The sequence below is a fragment of the Dysgonomonas sp. 37-18 genome (assembly GCF_001899125.1).
Classification (GTDB): Bacteria; Bacteroidota; Bacteroidia; order Bacteroidales; family Dysgonomonadaceae; genus Dysgonomonas.
Genome location: NZ_MKVC01000023.1, coordinates 263766 through 282741, shown reverse-complemented (window position 1 = coordinate 282741; position 18976 = coordinate 263766). Strand labels below are relative to the sequence as shown.

Annotated in this window: 12 protein-coding genes; all 12 read right to left on the bottom strand. The window is 40.4% G+C overall.

Annotated elements, in window-relative coordinates:
• Positions 1-196 precede the first annotated feature (196 nt).
• Positions 197-2344 carry a methylmalonyl-CoA mutase gene (scpA, locus tag BGO84_RS08885; protein ID WP_291028845.1) on the bottom strand — a complete coding sequence of 716 codons (2148 nt, stop codon included), beginning with the start codon at positions 2342-2344 and terminating at the stop codon, positions 197-199.
• A 21-nt stretch (positions 2345-2365) separates the two neighbouring features.
• Positions 2366-2983, bottom strand: a complete 618-nt coding sequence (locus BGO84_RS08880; RefSeq protein ID WP_291028844.1) for a type II CAAX endopeptidase family protein — start codon at positions 2981-2983, stop codon at positions 2366-2368.
• Positions 2980-3882 carry a prenyltransferase gene (locus BGO84_RS08875; RefSeq protein ID WP_291028843.1) on the bottom strand — a complete coding sequence of 301 codons (903 nt, stop codon included), beginning with the start codon at positions 3880-3882 and terminating at the stop codon, positions 2980-2982. Before BGO84_RS08875 ends, BGO84_RS08880 begins: the two co-directional genes overlap by 4 nt.
• Positions 3883-3903: 21 nt before the next feature.
• Positions 3904-5790: a methylmalonyl-CoA mutase small subunit gene (gene mutA / locus BGO84_RS08870; protein WP_291028842.1), complete on the bottom strand. Its 1887-nt coding sequence runs from the start codon at positions 5788-5790 to the stop codon at positions 3904-3906.
• A 423-nt stretch (positions 5791-6213) separates the two neighbouring features.
• Positions 6214-7338: a glycosyl hydrolase gene (locus BGO84_RS08865; RefSeq protein WP_291028841.1), complete on the bottom strand. Its 1125-nt coding sequence runs from the start codon at positions 7336-7338 to the stop codon at positions 6214-6216.
• Positions 7339-7495: 157 nt separating this feature from the next.
• A complete protein-coding gene (locus BGO84_RS08860; RefSeq protein WP_291028840.1) occupies positions 7496-8605 on the bottom strand; it encodes a glycosyl hydrolase in 1110 nt (369 codons plus the stop codon).
• A 143-nt stretch (positions 8606-8748) separates the two neighbouring features.
• Positions 8749-11061 (bottom strand): glycoside hydrolase family 3 N-terminal domain-containing protein, encoded by a 2313-nt coding sequence (locus tag BGO84_RS08855; protein ID WP_291028839.1) that lies wholly within the window; start codon positions 11059-11061, stop codon positions 8749-8751.
• Positions 11062-11237: 176 nt separating this feature from the next.
• Complete coding sequence (locus BGO84_RS08850; RefSeq protein ID WP_291028838.1) at positions 11238-13676, bottom strand: glycosyl transferase; 2439 nt, start codon at positions 13674-13676, stop codon at positions 11238-11240.
• A 16-nt stretch (positions 13677-13692) separates the two neighbouring features.
• The gene (locus BGO84_RS08845) at positions 13693-14859 is read right to left on the bottom strand and encodes an AGE family epimerase/isomerase (RefSeq protein ID WP_291028837.1); all 1167 of its coding nucleotides are present in this window, start codon (positions 14857-14859) and stop codon (positions 13693-13695) included.
• Between the two features lie 3 nt (positions 14860-14862).
• A complete protein-coding gene (locus BGO84_RS08840) occupies positions 14863-16293 on the bottom strand; it encodes an MFS transporter (RefSeq protein WP_291028836.1) in 1431 nt (476 codons plus the stop codon).
• A gap of 142 nt (positions 16294-16435) precedes the next feature.
• Entirely contained in the window at positions 16436-17608 is a 1173-nt protein-coding gene (locus BGO84_RS08835; protein ID WP_291028835.1) for a glycosidase, read from the bottom strand.
• A 70-nt stretch (positions 17609-17678) separates the two neighbouring features.
• A complete protein-coding gene (locus BGO84_RS08830; protein ID WP_291028834.1) occupies positions 17679-18974 on the bottom strand; it encodes a cellulase family glycosylhydrolase in 1296 nt (431 codons plus the stop codon).
• Positions 18975-18976 lie beyond the last annotated feature (2 nt).

The following is an 18976-nucleotide window of genomic DNA, read 5'->3' as shown; positions in this document are numbered from 1 at the left end:
AGTTCTATAAAAGATCGTTATTTTCTATAGAAACTAAAACTAAACAATAAAAAGTGACGACTATTACACTATTTTACTCTTGTTACTTTCAGGTCACCCTCTATTATGAGATAAATAGAATGAAACATGATACAAAAAAAGAGCTGCCTTATTCGGGCAGCTCTTTCATATAATTATGGTTTGACTTTAAACCAAATTACTCAGCTAACAAAATATGCAGAATCTGTACAGCCGCTTTAGTTACTGATGTACCAGGACCAAAAATAGCAGCCACTCCCGATTTATACAAGAAGTCATAGTCTTGAGCAGGGATTACACCTCCTGCAATAACGATGATATCTTCTCTACCAAGTTTCTTAAGCTCGTCTATAACCTGAGGCACAAGAGTTTTGTGACCGGCAGCAAGAGACGAAACACCGAGAACATTTACGTCGTTTTCTACAGCCTGACGGGCAGCTTCTTCCGGAGTTTGGAACAATGGTCCCATATCTACGTCGAATCCGCAGTCAGCATAACCTGTAGCTACAACTTTTGCACCACGGTCGTGTCCATCCTGACCCATCTTGGCAATCATGATACGTGGTTGACGACCTTCTTTCTTTGCAAACTCTTCCACAAGTGCCTTCGCCTCATGGAATGTTGGGTCTTTTTTACTTTCTGATGAATACACGCCTGATATAGTTCTGATTACTGCTTTATAACGTCCAACAATCTCTTCGCAAGCATCGGAGATTTCTCCTAAAGTAGCACGCAAGCGCGCAGCTTCAACTGCAAGCTCCAACAGGTTACCTTTCTTCGTTTTCACACATTCTGTGATAGCAGCTAATGCTTTCTTCACAGCTTCGTTGTCACGTTTAGACTTCAAGTCGTTCAAACGTTCGATCTGTTGACGACGCACCTCAGTATTGTCAACATCAAGAATATCGATAGGATCTTCTTTTTCGAGGCGATACTTGTTGATACCAATAATTGCTTGTTGACCTGAGTCGATTCTAGCCTGAGTACGAGCAGCAGCTTCTTCGATACGCATCTTAGGAAGACCGGTTTCGATAGCCTTAGCCATACCACCCAGTTTTTGAACTTCCTGGATCAAATCCCAAGCCTTATGTACAAGTTCGTTTGTTAGTGTTTCCACATAATAAGAACCAGCCCAAGGGTCGATCTCTTTACATATTTGAGTTTCTTCCTGAATGTATATCTGAGTATTACGTGCAATACGAGCAGAGAAGTCGGTAGGCAATGCGATAGCCTCATCCAATGCATTTGTGTGCAAAGACTGAGTGTGTCCCAAAGCAGAAGCCATAGCTTCAATACAAGTACGTCCAACGTTGTTGAAAGGATCTTGCTCTGTCAACGACCATCCTGATGTCTGAGAGTGAGTACGCAATGCAAGAGACTTCGGATTTTTAGCACCAAAGCTCTTCACAATCTTAGCCCACAAAAGACGTCCGGCACGCATTTTGGCAATCTCCATAAAGTGGTTCATACCAATAGCCCAGAAGAATGATAAACGAGGAGCAAACGCATCTACGTCGATACCTGCATCGATACCTGCCTTAAGGTATTCCATACCATCGGCAAGCGTATATGCTAACTCGATATCGGCAGTAGCTCCCGCTTCCTGCATGTGATAACCCGAGATAGATATTGAGTTGAACTTAGGCATCTTCTGAGATGTATATTCGAAGATGTCAGCGATAATTTTCATTGAGAATTCCGGTGGATAGATATATGTATTACGCACCATAAATTCTTTAAGGATATCATTTTGTATAGTACCCGCCATTTCTTCCAGCTTAGCACCTTGCTCCAATCCTGCATTGATATAGAATGCAAGAACAGGAAGTACCGCACCGTTCATTGTCATAGATACTGACATCTGATTCAATGGAATACCTTCAAACAAAACTTTCATATCTTCTACCGAGCAAATAGACACCCCGGCTTTACCAACGTCACCTACTACACGAGGATGGTCGGCATCGTATCCACGGTGTGTGGCAAGGTCAAACGCAACAGAAAGACCTTTTTGACCCGAAGCCAAGTTACGACGATAAAATGCATTCGACTCAGCAGCAGTAGAGAACCCTGCGTACTGACGGATTGTCCAAGGACGCATAGCGTACATACCCGAGTATGGTCCACGCAAGAATGGAGGAATACCTGAAGCATAGTTAAGATGCTCCATCCCTTCCAAATCTTCTTTTGTATAAACAGACTTAACCGGAATGAGTTCGGGTGTCATCCAGTCAGCTTCTATACCATTATCAGCAGCCCATTTTGTAGCGTCTGTAGCAACAAAACCCGAACTGTTGATATCAATGTTTTTGAAATTAGGTTTCATATTTATTTTTTATTTGATTATTTACGATATAGGAAATAAAATGAAAACAGCCACATCCCAAATAGCATGGGATATAAGCACTGTCAGCAAGTTTCTGTTTTTCATATATATGAATCCCCAAAAAGCCCCACATATAAAGGCAGCCATAAAAAGCATAAAATTGAACGCCCATATATGCACAAAGGCATAGATAAGTGTTGTTATAATATATGCTTTCATACTTCCGAGTTTGCTTTCGCTCAATGAACGTTGAACATATCCACGCCAAAAGATTTCTTCGGCAGGACCTATCCAAAACAATAGAGCCAATGCAAGAAACAATTTGCTTTGCCCGTCTTTCATGGCATACACATCGCTTACTTGCGGATGAGCAAAATCGAATAGCATTCCGGAGGTTGCATTACCTAAATAGAAAACGCCCCATAATACGATTGCAGAGCCAACACCCAAAGCAACATCTTTTATATTGAATGAGAACTCGGCTTTCCAGTCTTTTCTAAACAGAAAGCTCAAAGCTGTAAGTGTTCCTGCGGCGGCAAGCATAACATACCAGAAATTGATATGCGGGCTTGTCCATTGCGAAAACATTACAAACCAAAAGACTATTGCTACTAGGATTGCACCTGCAAGTTTTTTCATATCAGGATAGCTAAAATTAGGGCTAACGACAATGATGCACTAAACATCAATTGTAGTTGAGCAGTTCCTTTGTCCAATTCATTGATAGGAGTAACATCTTCTTCTGTTATCTGCGACATGGCTTTACAGTTCTTATATGCTACCGGTACTGTTATCAGAGTGATAAGAGCCGTTATCGGCAAAATATTAAGAACCACCATTACGATAATAGACAAATAAGCCAATATCGTCAACAGATAATAATGTATTACAGAAGCCTTCATCCCGATCAGCATTGCGTATGTTTTGATTTCCGCATAACGGTCGCTTCTGATGTCACGTGTATTATTTGCATGCAACACGTTGACAGTAATAAACGCCATAGGGAAAGAAACAAAAAGCAACAACCAGTCGAAGTGCCCAAGCATTACATATCCTGTACCCAGCATAATAGAGGGACCATAAACCAGAAAGATAAGAAGGTCTCCCAATGCTTTGAACTTGAAACGATAATAAAATACAGCGCCTATAGTACCAAATAAACCAACCCACACCAAGTCTATACCTGCTTGCGAAACCAAAAATAAACCAAGAGTTATCCCCAAAGCAATAAATGCCCATCCGTAAATAAACACCTGTTTAGGAGTAAATAGTTTGCTGGTAAGAATATCTGTTCCTACCTTGCCTTCTCTGTCTACACCATATTTATAGTCGTAATAATCACTGATCAGGTTACCACCTGCCTGAAAAACAACTGCGCCAATGATTGCAATTACACCCAATATCCAGTTAGCAGAACTTTCGGGGTACACGTGTATTGTATACATCATTGCAATAAGAGCAGGAAGAGATGATACCGGAAACGACCATGGTCGCGTAGCAATTACCCAGTTTTTTAGTATTGGTTTTTTTGTTTCCATTTTTATCCGAATTATAAAATATTATTCGATGCCCAGTTTTGCATTGAACATTTTTAGAGTCTCAAGGACATTGCTCTTCACATTAATGAAGTGTTCTATACCTTGCGCTTTCAAATCTTCCATGCATGCAGGAGCTCCGGCAACAACAAAATGTTCTTTGCCTTCGATCAACTTATGAGCTTCAGGAGCGTATGTTGCGTACTCATCGTCACTAGAACAAAGTACAATAACATCTGCTTTTTTCTCACGAGCAGCTTTGATTCCTGCTTCAACTGTTTCGAAACCTAAATTGTCGATAATCTTGTATCCGGCACAAGCAAAGAAGTTACTTGAGAACTGTGCACGTGCAAGACGCATACCCAGATTACCAATTGTTAGCATAAATACTGTAGGAGCACCATGTTTCTCTGTAGCTAGACGAAGTGTTTCGAATGCTGTACCTAAGCGGCTGGTAGGTAACGGCATATATTCTCCTTTTTCGGAAGAACATCCGCAATTACAACCTTCTTTTACAATTTTGCTTTCGGCCTTCTCTGTAAAGTTAGGATATTGATTAGTTCCCAATAATACTTCACGGCGAGTAGCCAATGCTTTGAAACGGATATCAGCTGAAGTTTTAACGGCAGTTTGTACTGTTGCCGCTTTCAATGCTTCATAAAATCCTTTTTCGTCTACTTCGAGGAACAATTTCCAAGCTTGTTCAGCTATAGATTTAGTAAGGTTCTCGATATAATATGAACCCGCTGAAGGGTCAGTTATCTTATCGAAATGACATTCTTCTTTCAACAATAGTTGTTGGTTACGTGCAATACGTTCAGAGAAGTCATCCGGAGTTTTATATGTTTCGTCGAAAGGACGTACTGTCAACGAATTAATTCCGGCAATAGTAGCCGACATTGATTCTGTTTGTGTACGAAGCAAGTTCACGTGGGCATCGTAAACAGTCTTGTTGAAAGTAGATGTTTGTGCATGAACATATATTTTTGCAGCACAATGACAAATTCCTTCAGGAGATTTGTTTGGACATTCGTTAGCACAGATAGGTTTGTAAGCTTCTACTATTTCGGCCCATAACCAGCGTGCTGCACGGAACTTAGCGATTTCCATAAAATAGTTACCGCCAATACCAAAGTTAAATTTGATCTTCTTAGCAACCAATGTAGGGTCTAGTCCTGCTTCAACAAGGGCAGACATCAACTGATTACCATTAGCCAGCGCATATCCAAGTTCCTGATAGATGTAAGCACCACCGTCACTCAATGCATAGGCATTAACAGCCAATACTCTGAAACGAGGTAGCGGAGCCGCAGCTTTAACTATCTCTGCTGCTTTCTCTACCCATCCGTCTGCATTACGGCCCTTTTTCAATAGGGGTTTGAAAGGGTCGTAGTTTACAGAACCAAAGCACTTCATCACATCTGCACCCGATTCTTTGATGTATTCAACTAAGATCTTAGTTAATTCCAAAGATTTGCGATGACATGTACTAAAGTTAAGCTCTACAGCTTCAGGATGAATGTCTTTCAACAATGTCTTGATGTTGTCGGCGTTTACATCATCTCCTTCGATATGAAATCCTAGAGATGTGATACCTTTGTAAAGTACGTCAAGAGCTTTTGCGTTTGCTGCCTTGAAATCGCGGACGTCAATATCCTGACGAGTATACCAGTCGTTATCTTTCTTGGTACCACGCACGTAAGGAAATTCACCCGGAAGTGACACAGCCGTATTAAGGCCTTCAAGGTCCTCACTTCTGTAAAAAGGGTTTACATTGAACCCTTCGTTTGTTTTCCAAATAAGTTTTTTCTCAAAATCAGCCCCTTTCAGGTCTGCTACGATTTTTGCCATCCACTCTTCAGTAGATATCGGCGGAAAATTTGAGAAAAGCTTTTCTTTCTGATTAGCCATGATTAATAAAATTGTTTAATATATAGGTTATATTTTATTGATTCTTAAAAGATTATAAATGGCCTATCTATATTTACATAAATGTTATTTATAGGTGCTTAAATTCAAACAGTTATCCTTATTAAAAATGCACCACAAAAGTAATCCTTTTTGTTTGGTTGGTAAAGTTTTCGAGCCTAAAAAAACTTAGGATTGGCAGTTTATATGTTAATAATGAAAAGGACTTTAGCCTTTTTATACTATTCAGTTCTATCATCCGGTAGCTGGTTTAAGGTAGAATTGAAATACCAAAGCTACATTTTAAGGCTTCTAAAAAGCATCAGAAATTTGGTTGCTCTATCGCCCCTAAACAGTTTGATATAACAAAGAAGAAGGATAGAACACGAGTTCTATCCTTCAGTATATTAATACATAAGAAAGTCTTTATTTTACATCTGCATTCATCAGAATATTGGGTTTAGCCACAAATTCTCTGAAATCATCTGCAGACGAATGTCCTTTGAATGGTGCATAAAAATGTTCCGGCTTATCGCTCTCCCAAGCATTGCGCCAGAATAATACCCATGCTATTTTATATTGGTTTATAACAGGATATACAGCTTGTGTAAAATACATAGAATCCGGTATAGATTCCATTCCCGTTTCTCCGATAGTCGGTATTTTACCAGACTTAGCTGCATAGCCGGTTACAATCTTAAGATTGAGATCCATCGCTTCTTTGTATTTTGCTACAGCTTCACTGTCTTTACCCGGCACATAGCAGTCATAACCCACTATATCAACATATTCATCACCGGGATAACGCTCTAGATACTCGGCTTCATTTTTTGTTTCTGATGGAGAATAGGCATAAAGAAGATTGTGTACGTTTTTCTTATCACGCAAATACTCTACGGTCATAATCCACAATTGTTTATACTCCTCGGGCGTACACTGTTTACTGCCCCACCAGAACCATGCTCCTGTATGTTCATGATACATACGGAACACAACGGGAATCAGGGTGCCTTTATCATCCTTCAAGTCGAGAAAGAAATCTGCAACACGATCCAGCCATGTGAGGTACTTTGCATGATTAGAGCCATTAGGCAGTATCGTTCTTACAACCGAATCCTGCGCACAGTCCCAAGCGGTATTTCCTGTTACTATATTGTCTCCATGCCAACTGGCTGTTGTTATGCCACCTCTATAGTAGGTTTCTTTGATATAGTGCTTCATATCGGAAAAGTAGACAGAATCAAGATTAAATTGAGCTCCGATTTCGATATGTCCTAACTCCCACCCTACCACTGCAGGATAATCGCCCGTCACATCTTTCACATCCGACCGCCCGGCTTCTTTATACCAGCCATGACCATACGCCAAAGCATCCTGATGACCAACCATTATACCCTTATCTAACGACTTAAATAATAGGTTGTACAGCTCCACAGTTTCTTTTGTGGCATTTTTATCAATAGGCAATTTCATATCTGCTATCGTTTCTTTTTGCTTACATGATACGAGTACCATAGCTACAGACATTAGTAATACAAATGTTTTCTTCATTATATATTCATTTTTCAGTTTGTTAAAAAGTAACAACCAACGGTCACAGGAGAGAAGTGTATGTAAAAGTAACAGGTTCAAGCTATTTTATTCGTGTCACTTTTTTGTCCGATATATAGTATTTCTGGTTCTCATCATTAATAGATGATTAACTGTCTCAATTATATATATCAGTCACATCATTCTCCATCAATATGGTTTCAGACTGAGTGAACACCTTAAAATCGTTAGCGGCAGGATGTCCCACAGTAGGTGCATAATAATGATGTTCCATATCACTGGCATTGCGCCATACAAGCACATAGCAAACCTTTACCTTTTGTAGAATAGGCAGTAATGTTGCCGTAAACCAATCCGACTGGGGTATCCCCTCCAATCCTGTCTCGGTGAAGGCTGCTAATTTACCTTTGCTTTCGGCTATATCGGACACTATTTTAAGCTTCTTCGCAGCAAGCTGAGGGTTGTTTCCTCCATCGGGGCGAAAGTCCCAATAGTTGTCCATACCGAGCATATCCACATATTCATAACCCGGATAGTATTCTAAGAATTCCTCTTGTGTTGTAAACTTGCAATCGGGCGAGAATGCATATATGAAGTTATGCACTCCTAAATCGTTTCGCAAATAGTCGATCGTAAACCGCCACAAAGCAATGAATTCATCTTTCGTACAATATCCCTTTCCCCACCAAAACCAATCGCCATCATATTCATGAAACGGACGAAATATAACAGGGATAAGCACTCCCTCTTTATCTTTAAATGCTGAAGCAACATCAGCAATAGATTGTAAGTATTTTTTATATTTATCGTGTAATTTCCCTCCGGGAAGAATGTCCGGAACAACTTTTATAGGATCTTTCTCCCAATAAAAACTTCCATCGTTAGCGAGATTACTAGCATGCCAAGCAAAGGTGGAAACACCTCCCCTGTTGTAAGTATCAACAACGGAAGTAATGAGCTCATGTTTAGCCTTCTCAAACCGCTCTGAATCGGAGGTAGTCACATTGGCAAAATCGAGGCCTATAACGGCAGGATGACTACCTGTAACATCTTTGACATCACTTCTATTTTTATCTCCAACCCAAGTACGTCCATAGCTGGTAGCTTCCTGATGTCCGAAAAGAACCTTACCGCTCTTCTGTATATCTTTCAAATTCTGATATAAATTTTTTGTTCGCTCTGTAGCTTGCCTGTCAACCAATGTATCAGAAGCTTTCACGGGAACAATGATAAAAACGAATAGGAAAAAGAAGATATACCTCATCATCACGGTAAAGGTTAATAATCAACAGTCTCCCGGACTGGCCGGAAAACTGTTGAAATAATAATACTTAATTTAATTCCATACTCTATACTCTGGGTAAGTATGGAATCTCTCACCTAAAAAAACCAACCTATATTGAAAAACAATCATTTTATAGTAAACAATACCTTGCCTTTTATATCATTAGAGGAAGCTCCTACCTGAAATTCAAAATCTCCGGGCTCTACCACACGTTTATTTTCGAGATTAATAAAAGAAAGATCGTTTAGCTTCAACTTAAATGTTACAGTTTTTGTTTCACCTGCTTTTAAAGCAACCTTTTCAAAACGGCGCAATCTTTTCACATCGGGAACCAGTGATGCCACCAAGTCGCTTGTATAAAGTTGTACAACCTCTTTTCCATCGCGGCTACCTGTATTTTTTACATCTACAGATACAGTTACTTCTTCATTCGAATTAAGAGGTAATTGAGACTTATCTAACTTTATATTTGAATATGTGAAAGTTGTGTAACTCAAGCCATACCCGAACGGATATTCGAAGTTATAGTCTCCTTCATAATTGTATGCAGCATCGGTATTTACTTGCTCATCAGAATATTTATGGAAATACGGCACTAATGAATTCGGATATGCCGGATATGTATAAGGCAATTTACCTGAAGGGTTTACATCTCCCGCCAAAATATCGGCCAATGCATCGGCTCCGTAAATTCCCGGTAAATATGTCTGTATTATACCATCTACTTTGGATGAGAACTTAGAGATCAGACGAGGTCGTCCTTCGCTCAATACCAAGATCACTTTCTTTCCAAGTTTCAGCATTTCCTGAGCCAGCTCTGTTTGCAAGTCATTCAGGTATAAATCGTTCAAATCTCCCGGTTTCTCGCAATATGAGTTTTCACCCAAACACAATATTATATAGTCTACATTCTTAGCGGCAGCAATAGCCTCATCGAAACGGTCTTTATGCTCTGTATCCCATTTTGTTTCTTTTGTGTAGCTCACACCCGGAACATAAGAAACATTTGCTTTACCGAATTTTTGTTGTACCGCATCAAGAATATTATGATACAAGTCACCAAACTCGTCTATTTTTTCACCTTGCCAAGAGAATGTCCATCCTCCGTTTAGCGCACGTTTGCTAACTGCATTAGGACCTGTCACCAGAATCTTCGCTCCTTTACTCAATGGCAATACATTGTTGTTGTTTTTCAGCAACGTGATACCATCTGCTGCTGCATTGTAAGAAGCTTGTTGGAATGCCTTAGAGTTAAACTCCGGATAATCTTTCGCATAGGTATTCGGTGTTTCAAACAATCCAAGCTTTATTTTCACAGTCAATACTCTTGTTGCAGCGTCATCGATGCGTGACATCGGTACTTGACCTTCATTGACAAGCTCTGTCAACAAATCACAAAATTCTTTATAGTTGTAAGGAATCATCGACATGTCGATTCCTGCGTTAATACCTGCTTTGATTGCTTCTTTGATAGAAGGAACCATTTTGTCACGGTTATACAACTTGTTTATATCTTCCCAGTCTGTAACAATCATACCCTGAAAGCCTAAATCCTGACGCAGCAATTTAGTCATCAGCTCATAGCTGGCATGTACAGGTACATTGTTTATAATACCCGAGTTGATCATTATAGTATGTGCACCGGCATCGATAGCCGCCTTAAAAGCAGGAACATGATATTCGAGTAATACATTCTCGGGAATATAAGCAGGCGTACGGTCTTTTCCACTAATTGGAGCCGAATAGCCTATAAAGTGCTTGATACATGAAGCCACCTTTGTTGGGTTTGCTATATTATTATCATCGCCTTCATATCCTTTCACCAATTCGTATCCGAAAACCGAACCGATATAAGGGTCTTCTCCAAATCCTTCGTACTGGCGAGGGAAACGTGGATCGAGTCCTAAGTCCAGTACAGGCGAGAAGTTCCAAGGCACATTACTTGCACGTGTTTCGTAAGCTGTAATTTCACCCATCTTACGGGCATGTGCCGGATTCCATGTAGCGGCAATACCTATTTCCTGAGGGAACATGGTAGAACCTGCCGTATAAGTAGCTCCGTGTATCTGGTCGAGACCATATATAACAGGAATTTTCATACGGGTTTCCTTCGTTGCTACTTCCTGAATCTGCTCTACAGCTTTAGTCCACCACTGAGGCGTACGCGCACGTGTACCGGGAGCGTTAAGAATAGATCCTACATGGTATTTAACAACAGCTTCGCGCACTTTGTCTGCATCTATCTCCAATGTGCTGGTAGGAGGAGTGTCCTGACCTTTACAAACCAGATCAACTGTTATCTGAGACATCTGCCCTATTTTCTCTGCCAATGTCATTTTCGACACCATTTCGGCTGCTCTTTTCTCTGCATCACCCTTTTGCGCATACATGCTGCAGGCGATACCCAATACAACTACTAATACTGCTAATTTTCTCATATAAAATATTTAAGTTCTACAAATAAACTATTCGTATACATTGTCATCCTGAACTTCAGTAAACAATTTCTACTCTTGCGGTTAGGTATTTTCTGTTCTCAATAAGACAATATATGTCAAATATACCTCAAAAAACACGATCTCCGAAACAAAGAGTTTATAATTCAAACTAAAAATTAACCTAATACTACCTCTATTTTACTCACCGAACCGGCAGGCTGTAGCGGAATAATGTTTCCTGACAAAGCCTTTCCGTTAACTATTATACTTTTTACTCCTCGATTCACTCCTGTATTTTTAATATCGATGAGATAAGTTGCATCTCTGAATTTGCGTGTCACCTCAAACCCTTTCCAATCGGAAGGAATACAAGGATTTATTTCCAATCCATTATAATCCGGCTTGATACCCAGAATAAATTGCGTGATCGCATAATAATTCCATGCTGCCGTACCGGTTAACCAAGAGTTCTTAGCTTCACCCGGCTTGAATGCATCTTTCCCGGCAATCATCTGAGAATACACATAAGGCTCTACTTTATGCAATTCTGATATTTCTTCGGTATAAGAAGGGCATATCTTGCGGTAATATTCCCATGCATAATCGCCTCGTCCCAAGATGGTTTCGGCAATCATGATCCAGGGATTATTGTGACAGAAAATACCTGCATTTTCTTTATAGCCGGCAGGGTAAGACGAAATCTCTCCGTATTCGACTACATATTCTGTAAACGCCGGATTATTCAACACAATACCATTAGGTGTATCCAGATATTTTTTGACAGAATCCAGCGATTTCTCTACCATACCTTCTTCCAGCCCCACTTTTGCCATCGCACACCAACCTTGCGACTCGATAAATATCTTTCCTTCCTTATTTTCATTACTACCGATTTTCTTTCCGTAATAATCATAGGCACGAAGATACCAATTACCATCCCATCCATGCTTCTTAACGGCTTCGATCATAGAGTCAATATAACCCTGTGCACGGTCAGCTTCCTGATTATTTCCTATCTGGCGGCAAAGCGTTACATAGTCCTGACCACAAACAATAAAAAGTCCGGCTATCATCAAAGATTCGGCTTTCGATCCTTCCGTTTTATTTTCAGTCGTCTGGAATGATTCATTCGGATCCCACGAAAAACAGTTTAAATTCAGACAGTCGTTCCAGTCGGCACGCCCGATAAGAGGCAGTAAGTGAGGTCCCAAGTTTTCGATCACGTGATTGAATGAAACAGTCAAGTGGTGAAACAGTGATTTCTCTGTTCCCACCTGATTGTCGAAAGGAACAGCCTCGTCTAATATGGAGAAGTCTCCCGTCTCTTTCAGATAGGCGACTGTTCCGAAAATGAGCCACATCGGATCGTCGTTAAAACCACCGCCGATATCATTGTTCCCTCGCTTGGTAAGTGGCTGATACTGGTGATAACAACCGCCATCACTAAACTGTGTAGACGCAATATCGATGATACGCTGACGAGCACGTGTGGGAATTTGGTGAACGAAACCAACCAAGTCCTGATTGGAGTCGCGGAATCCCATACCTCGCCCGATTCCCGATTCGAAGAAAGATGCGGAGCGAGAAAAATTAAACGTAACCATACATTGATATTGGTTCCAAATATTGACCATGCGGTCTAATTTTTCTTCACTGCTCTTTAGCACATAGCTGCTTAATAAATTATTCCAATAGGCTTTTAATTCATTAAATGCAGCCTGTACTTTTGCAACCGTATCGAATTTGGCAATGGTCTCCTTTGCTTTGCTCTTATTGATAACACCTTTCGATTCCCATTTATCCTTGCGGTTTTCGTATTCTACATAACCCAATACGAATATCAGTTCTTTCGTTTCGCCGGGTTTTAATTCTATTTCGAGGTAATGCGATGCTATAGGCGACCAACCGTGAGCCACAGAGTTGACAGGCTTTCCCGCCATCACCGCTTGCGGATCACGAAACTCATTATACAAACCTATAAATGATTCCCTGTCGGTATCAAACCCTTGTATCGGAGCATTTACGCTATAGTAAGCATAATGGTTTCTACGCTCTTTGTATTCTGTTTTATGATAAATGACAGAGTCTTCTATTTCTACTTCTCCTGTAGAGAAATTACGCTGAAAGTTTTCCATGTCGGTAGCAGCATTCCATAAGCACCACTCGGCAAAAGAAAACAGTTTGAATCGTTTGGTTTCTGTCGACTTGTTTGTCAACTTCACCTTCTGAACTTCCGCCCATGTCTTCAGGGGCACAAAGAAAAGTACTTCTGCTTCTATTCCGTTTTTCTCGCCGGTAATGGTTGTATAGCTCATTCCGTGGCGGCATTCATATCTATCGAGTTCAGTCTTGCAAGGCTTCCACCCCGGCGACCAAACAGTTCCTCCATCGTTGATATAAAAATAGCGTCCGCCATTATCCATAGGAACATTATTGTAGCGATAACGAGTAATACGGCGAAACTTAGCATCTTTATAAAAAGAGTAACCTCCGGCAGTATTTGATATCAAAGAGAAGAAATCTTCATTACCCAGATAGTTGATCCATGGCCATGGCGTCTGAGGATTTGTAATCACATATTCCCGACGCTGATCGTCAAAATATCCAAACTTCATATTTTAATTTTAAGCATTATTTTAAATCGAAATGTTCTATCATCTCCATACACATACGCCCATTATGATACGGGCATTTCCAGAACCCTGCCTTATCATCTTTTTGATTGATTGTTCCGTCTTCTTTTTGGCTCCAATACCATTCGCCATTGTCTTGGTCGACGATCTGATTGCGGATATAATTCCATATCCGTGCAGCCTTCTCTTTATATGTTATGTCTTTAGAGTTTTTGTACGCATACATATATCCTACTACAGATTCTGCCTGTACCCACCAATGACGGTCGCCATCTATGTGATTCCCATCCTTTTCGTATATCATACTGCCTTCTGCCTGCAAACCTTCGGATGCAGCATCTGCTATATCCAATGATATATTTTTTATTTCGGCAAGTAAGTCTCTATCGCCCAACATATCAGCAGCTTCGAATAACAACCATGAGGCTTCGATATCGTGTCCGTAGGATATGGCTGTAGACTTCACATTCCACTCTTCGTCGAAAAAGAGATTCAGATGGTTTGTTTTCTTATCCAATATACGCTCGGTGAAAATACCAATCAATCTTTTCTGGGCTGCTTTAAGCTGCTCATTGTCCCACACCCGGCACAGATTGGTATATGGTTCCAAAACGTGCAGATGTGTATTCATTGTTTTCTTTTCATTGGCATCCTTATCACTCAGGCGCATATCTTCGATAGGCTTCCAATCCTGAGTATAGGCTTCGAGATAGCCGCCCAATTTATCATCATGACATTTCTCTATCAGATAGAAGAATTCTTTTGCCAATTCCAGAGCCTGCTTGTTTCCTGTTGCACGATAAAACTCCGAGAAACCGTATAGCATAAACCCTTGCACATAGGTTTGTTTTTTTGTACTTACAGGATTTCCTTTATAATCGAGTTCCCAATATACTCCTCCGTATTCCCTATCAAGAAAATATGCAGTAATATAATCGAAAGCCCGTTGAGCCATATCGAGGTATTCCTTCTTCTTCAATATGCGGTATGCAGAAGAAAAAGTCCACAGGATACGGGCATTTAGTATAGCACCCTTATTTGCTTCAGGGTGCAATATGTTATTACCATCTATCTGTCCGTAGAAACCTCCATGCTCTGTATCCTGCATCTTATCGATCCAGAAAGCCAATATATTATTCTCCAGTTCGTTTTTGAAACCGTTCATAGATCAATCTTTTTGGGCACGTTTAGCATCCAGTTCGGCAGTTATTTCTTTTACTTTCTTTTCAGAAAGGGGATAAGCCATCATTCCAAGGAAAGCAATAATACAACAAATAGCAGGAAGGATACTTATCATCAGTCGCTCTCCAAAAATAGTATCCATACTTTGCTGAGCAATATGCGGATTATATTTGAATATGGATAAAATCCATCCGGTAAGAGCTGCACCTAAAGCCCATCCTAATTTTTGGGACATAGAAGACGATGAGAAAATTAGCCCTGAAGCACGACGGTTCGTTTTCAGTTCCTGATAATCTACAATATCGGCAAACATACTCCAAAGAAGAGGTAAAACATAACCTGCACAAAGAGAGATTAATGTTTGTAGTAATAATATCCAGCCTAACTCATTAGGTATAAAATAGAACACTACACTTAACGCTGCGGCTCCCGCCATAGCCAACATGTATGTTCTTTTCTTTCCGTATTTGGACGATAAAACAGGGGCTAGAATAACACCTACAAGGTTGGCAGCCTGACCAACAAGGAAGTAAATAGTAGTCATATCCCAACCTGTAACCGGCATTTTATATGCAAACTGTACGTAGTCTCTAAAATAGTAAATGGCTACACCATCGCGAACAGCATTAAACAACAAAGCAGCAAGCCCTGTGCCTACCAATATCCACCAAGGTGCATTATGAAACAGATTTTTCAAATCCTGCTTTACAGAAGTATTTTCATCTTCATTAACAGGCTCTACACGTTCGCGTGTCCATCTGAAACAAAAAATGAACAGAATCGTACATAACACGCCAATAGAAGCTACGGCTAGCGTCCAACCAATAGGAGATGTACTTACCGATGTTTCGGTTACCGCTTTCGTAACATCTACAGCCGCTTTGCCCTCGAGACCAGCAAACATATCAACCAATGGCTGCAACAACATAAAGGTTATAAAGCTACCAATAAAAGCAAACGACATACGGTACGAAGAAAGAATATTCCGTTCTTGCGGATTAGATGACATCACACCTAATAATGAAGCATAAGGCACATTTATCAGGGAGTATACAATCATCATCAGGGAATAAGTGATATAAGCATAAACGAGTTTCCCTGTTGATCCGAAATCCGGAACAAAGAATGTTATAACTCCCATTACGGAGAATGGCACAGCAAACCAAAGTAAATATGGGCGATATCTTCCCCAACGGGTCTTAGTACGGTCGGCAGCTATACCAACGAATAAGTCAAATACCGAATCCCACAGACGGGCAACCAGAAACATAGTTCCTGCCGCTGCTGCTGTTATACCAAAAACATCTGTGTAAAAGAACAAGGAGTACATGCCGAATATCTTCCAAAACATGGAAGAGGCCATATCTCCAAATCCATAGCCGATTTTCTCTTTTAAAGTAACTGTTGTTGTTTTCATGGTGGATAATAGGTTGTTTCAAAAGTAAGATCACTCTATCAGAGTGTTATCCTCTTTGTCACGCCGGACAAGCCGGAAGTTCTCCATTACATCCGGCATGACAAAGAGATAGTGAAAAATACCCTCGAAACATTTAGTATTATTATTTTAATTCTAGATTTTTCTTAATCAAAGCCGACAATGTCTGTACCGATGTAGCCGAACGATAACCGTCAGACGCTGTATTGAAACAGTAATCAACTAAGCGATCTACAGAAGATACTGCCACATGCATACGGGTGTCGCATGAAGCATAATACAGATATACCGTACCATCGTCGTCCGCTATCCAACCATTCGTAAATAATACATTAGACACATCTCCTACCCTTTCGTCATCTATCGGAGCCATTAAGTGTCCGGCAGGTTCTGCTATCAACTTATCGGGCTGCTCCAAGTCGGTCATGTAAAGATACAATACATATCTTAATCCCGCAGCACAGGCACGCACTCCATGTGCAAGGTGTAGCCAACCTTTTGATGTTTTTATAGGATGCGGACCTTCTCCATTCTTCAGTTCCTTGATGGTATGATAGTAACGGAAATTGATTATCTTTTCTTCTTTCACCTCTGCATTGGTAATATCATCTATCAATGCCCAACCGATTCCGCCACCACTACCGGCATCGATAAATCCGTCTTGAGGGCGTGTATAAAGTGCATATTTTCCGTTTACAAATTCGGGATGCAAAACAACATTCCGTTGCTGACTCTTTGTTTTCAAATCAGGCAGACGCTCCCAATTGATCAGATCTTTTGTACGTGCAATGCCTGCTGCAGCTACAGCTGAAGACAAATCTCCGGCTGACGCTTTCGGATCTTTCCTTTCGGAACAGAACACACCATAAACCCACCCATCTTGGTGAGCAGTAAGGCGCATATCATAAACATTTGTGTCGGGGTTGCCAGTTTCAGGCATAGCAATAGGATAATCCCAAAAGCGGAAATTATCTATACCATTTGGACTTTCGGCTATTGCAAAGAACGATTTACGATCATTGCCTTCGACACGTACAGCCATTATATATTTACCTTTCCACTTGATTGCTCCGGCATTGAATGTTCCGTTTATTCCAAAACGTTCCATAAAATAAGGGTTGGTTTGGGGATTGAGATCATAACGCCAGAAGACAGGAGCATGACCGGCTGTTAATACAGGATTTTTATATCGTTCGAAAATACCATTACCCGGTAATATTGGTTCATTTTTTAATGTAACTAAATTCTCATATTCTGCTGTAACAGCGTTAAGACGTGTATTGAAAATGTTGCTCATCACTTGATTTTTAAGGGGTTCAACCTGATTAAGTTTTATTAGAATTACTTTACTCTTTGTGTTTTAGCTTCTATTTAGTATTTAACTTATCTGCATATTCTTTTATTAATTTGATTGTTGAATCTGTATCAAATACAGAGTTCAAACCTTGCTCTTCTTGCGCCGGATCTCCGACATAATCGTCCCACGGTTTCCAAAATTCATGCGCCGGACGTCCGAATCCACCCCATGCCCAGAAATTACAACCTGCGATAGTTCCTTTATCCTTAGAAGCTGTTACTATGTGTTCAAAGATATTGGCATAGTATTTATCACGGGCTGTAACAGGATCATCCAGGGTATATTTATGATTGTCACGAGGAAAACCAAATTCTTCGATTGTCATCGGTTTATTCAGTTTTTTTGCCACAGCCAGATGTTCAGAGATATATTTATCTGTTCTCACAATTGCCGTATCTACCGATTCTTTAATCTTGGTTATATCGATCCAACTCCAGTTTTTAGGCCAAATATGTATTGTCAGATAATCGACATTCGGATCTGCATGTATCTCTTCATAAAGATTAATATCTCCTTCCGAGCCCATAAGTCCTTCGTTTCCGATAGATATGAGATGATTAGAGTCTAGCGAACGTATCAATGCTGTTGTTTCTTTCAGCCATTTCTTAAATGCAGGTTTACCTTCGTCACTAAACACACGCGGCTCGTTTCCCACCTGCCACGACATAAGGGCTGTATCTTCGGTATATTTTTTTCCTGTATATTTATTTGTACGAGAAACGACATGCTTTACATGATTAAGAAACATTGTATGACAACTGTCGCAGTCGGCATATTGTGCCACATGCTTAACAAATACAGGCCAATCATAAACTCCTTTTTCGGGAACATTTCCTTTTCCTGACCATTCGAGATACTGACCATAACCGCCACTCCATTCCCAGCTATTATTGAGATAGAGAACAGCATGCATATTGCGTTTGCCCAGCTCTGCCATGAAGAAGTCTAGTCCATCGAAAATAGTATCGTTGTATACACCGGGTGCTGTTTGCAACGTTGGCCTCACCTTTACTGCTTGTCCGGCAACACCATCTGCCCCCACCAGTACACGTAAGTTATTGATGCCATTTTCTTTCATGAAGTCGAGTTCTTTCAACAAGCGTTCACGATTCCCGCCTTCTCCTGTAGAGCCTAATATTGCGCCATACCAGTAGTTTGTACCAATAAAATAATACGGATTGTCGCCTATTACAAAGTGACCATCTTTTTGTTTTACAAAAGCAGATTCCGACATGGTTGTACTTTTCTTACTGTTACAAGAAAAAAGACTTAGAACTGTGATCGTAAAAAGAATTAGTTTCTTCATTA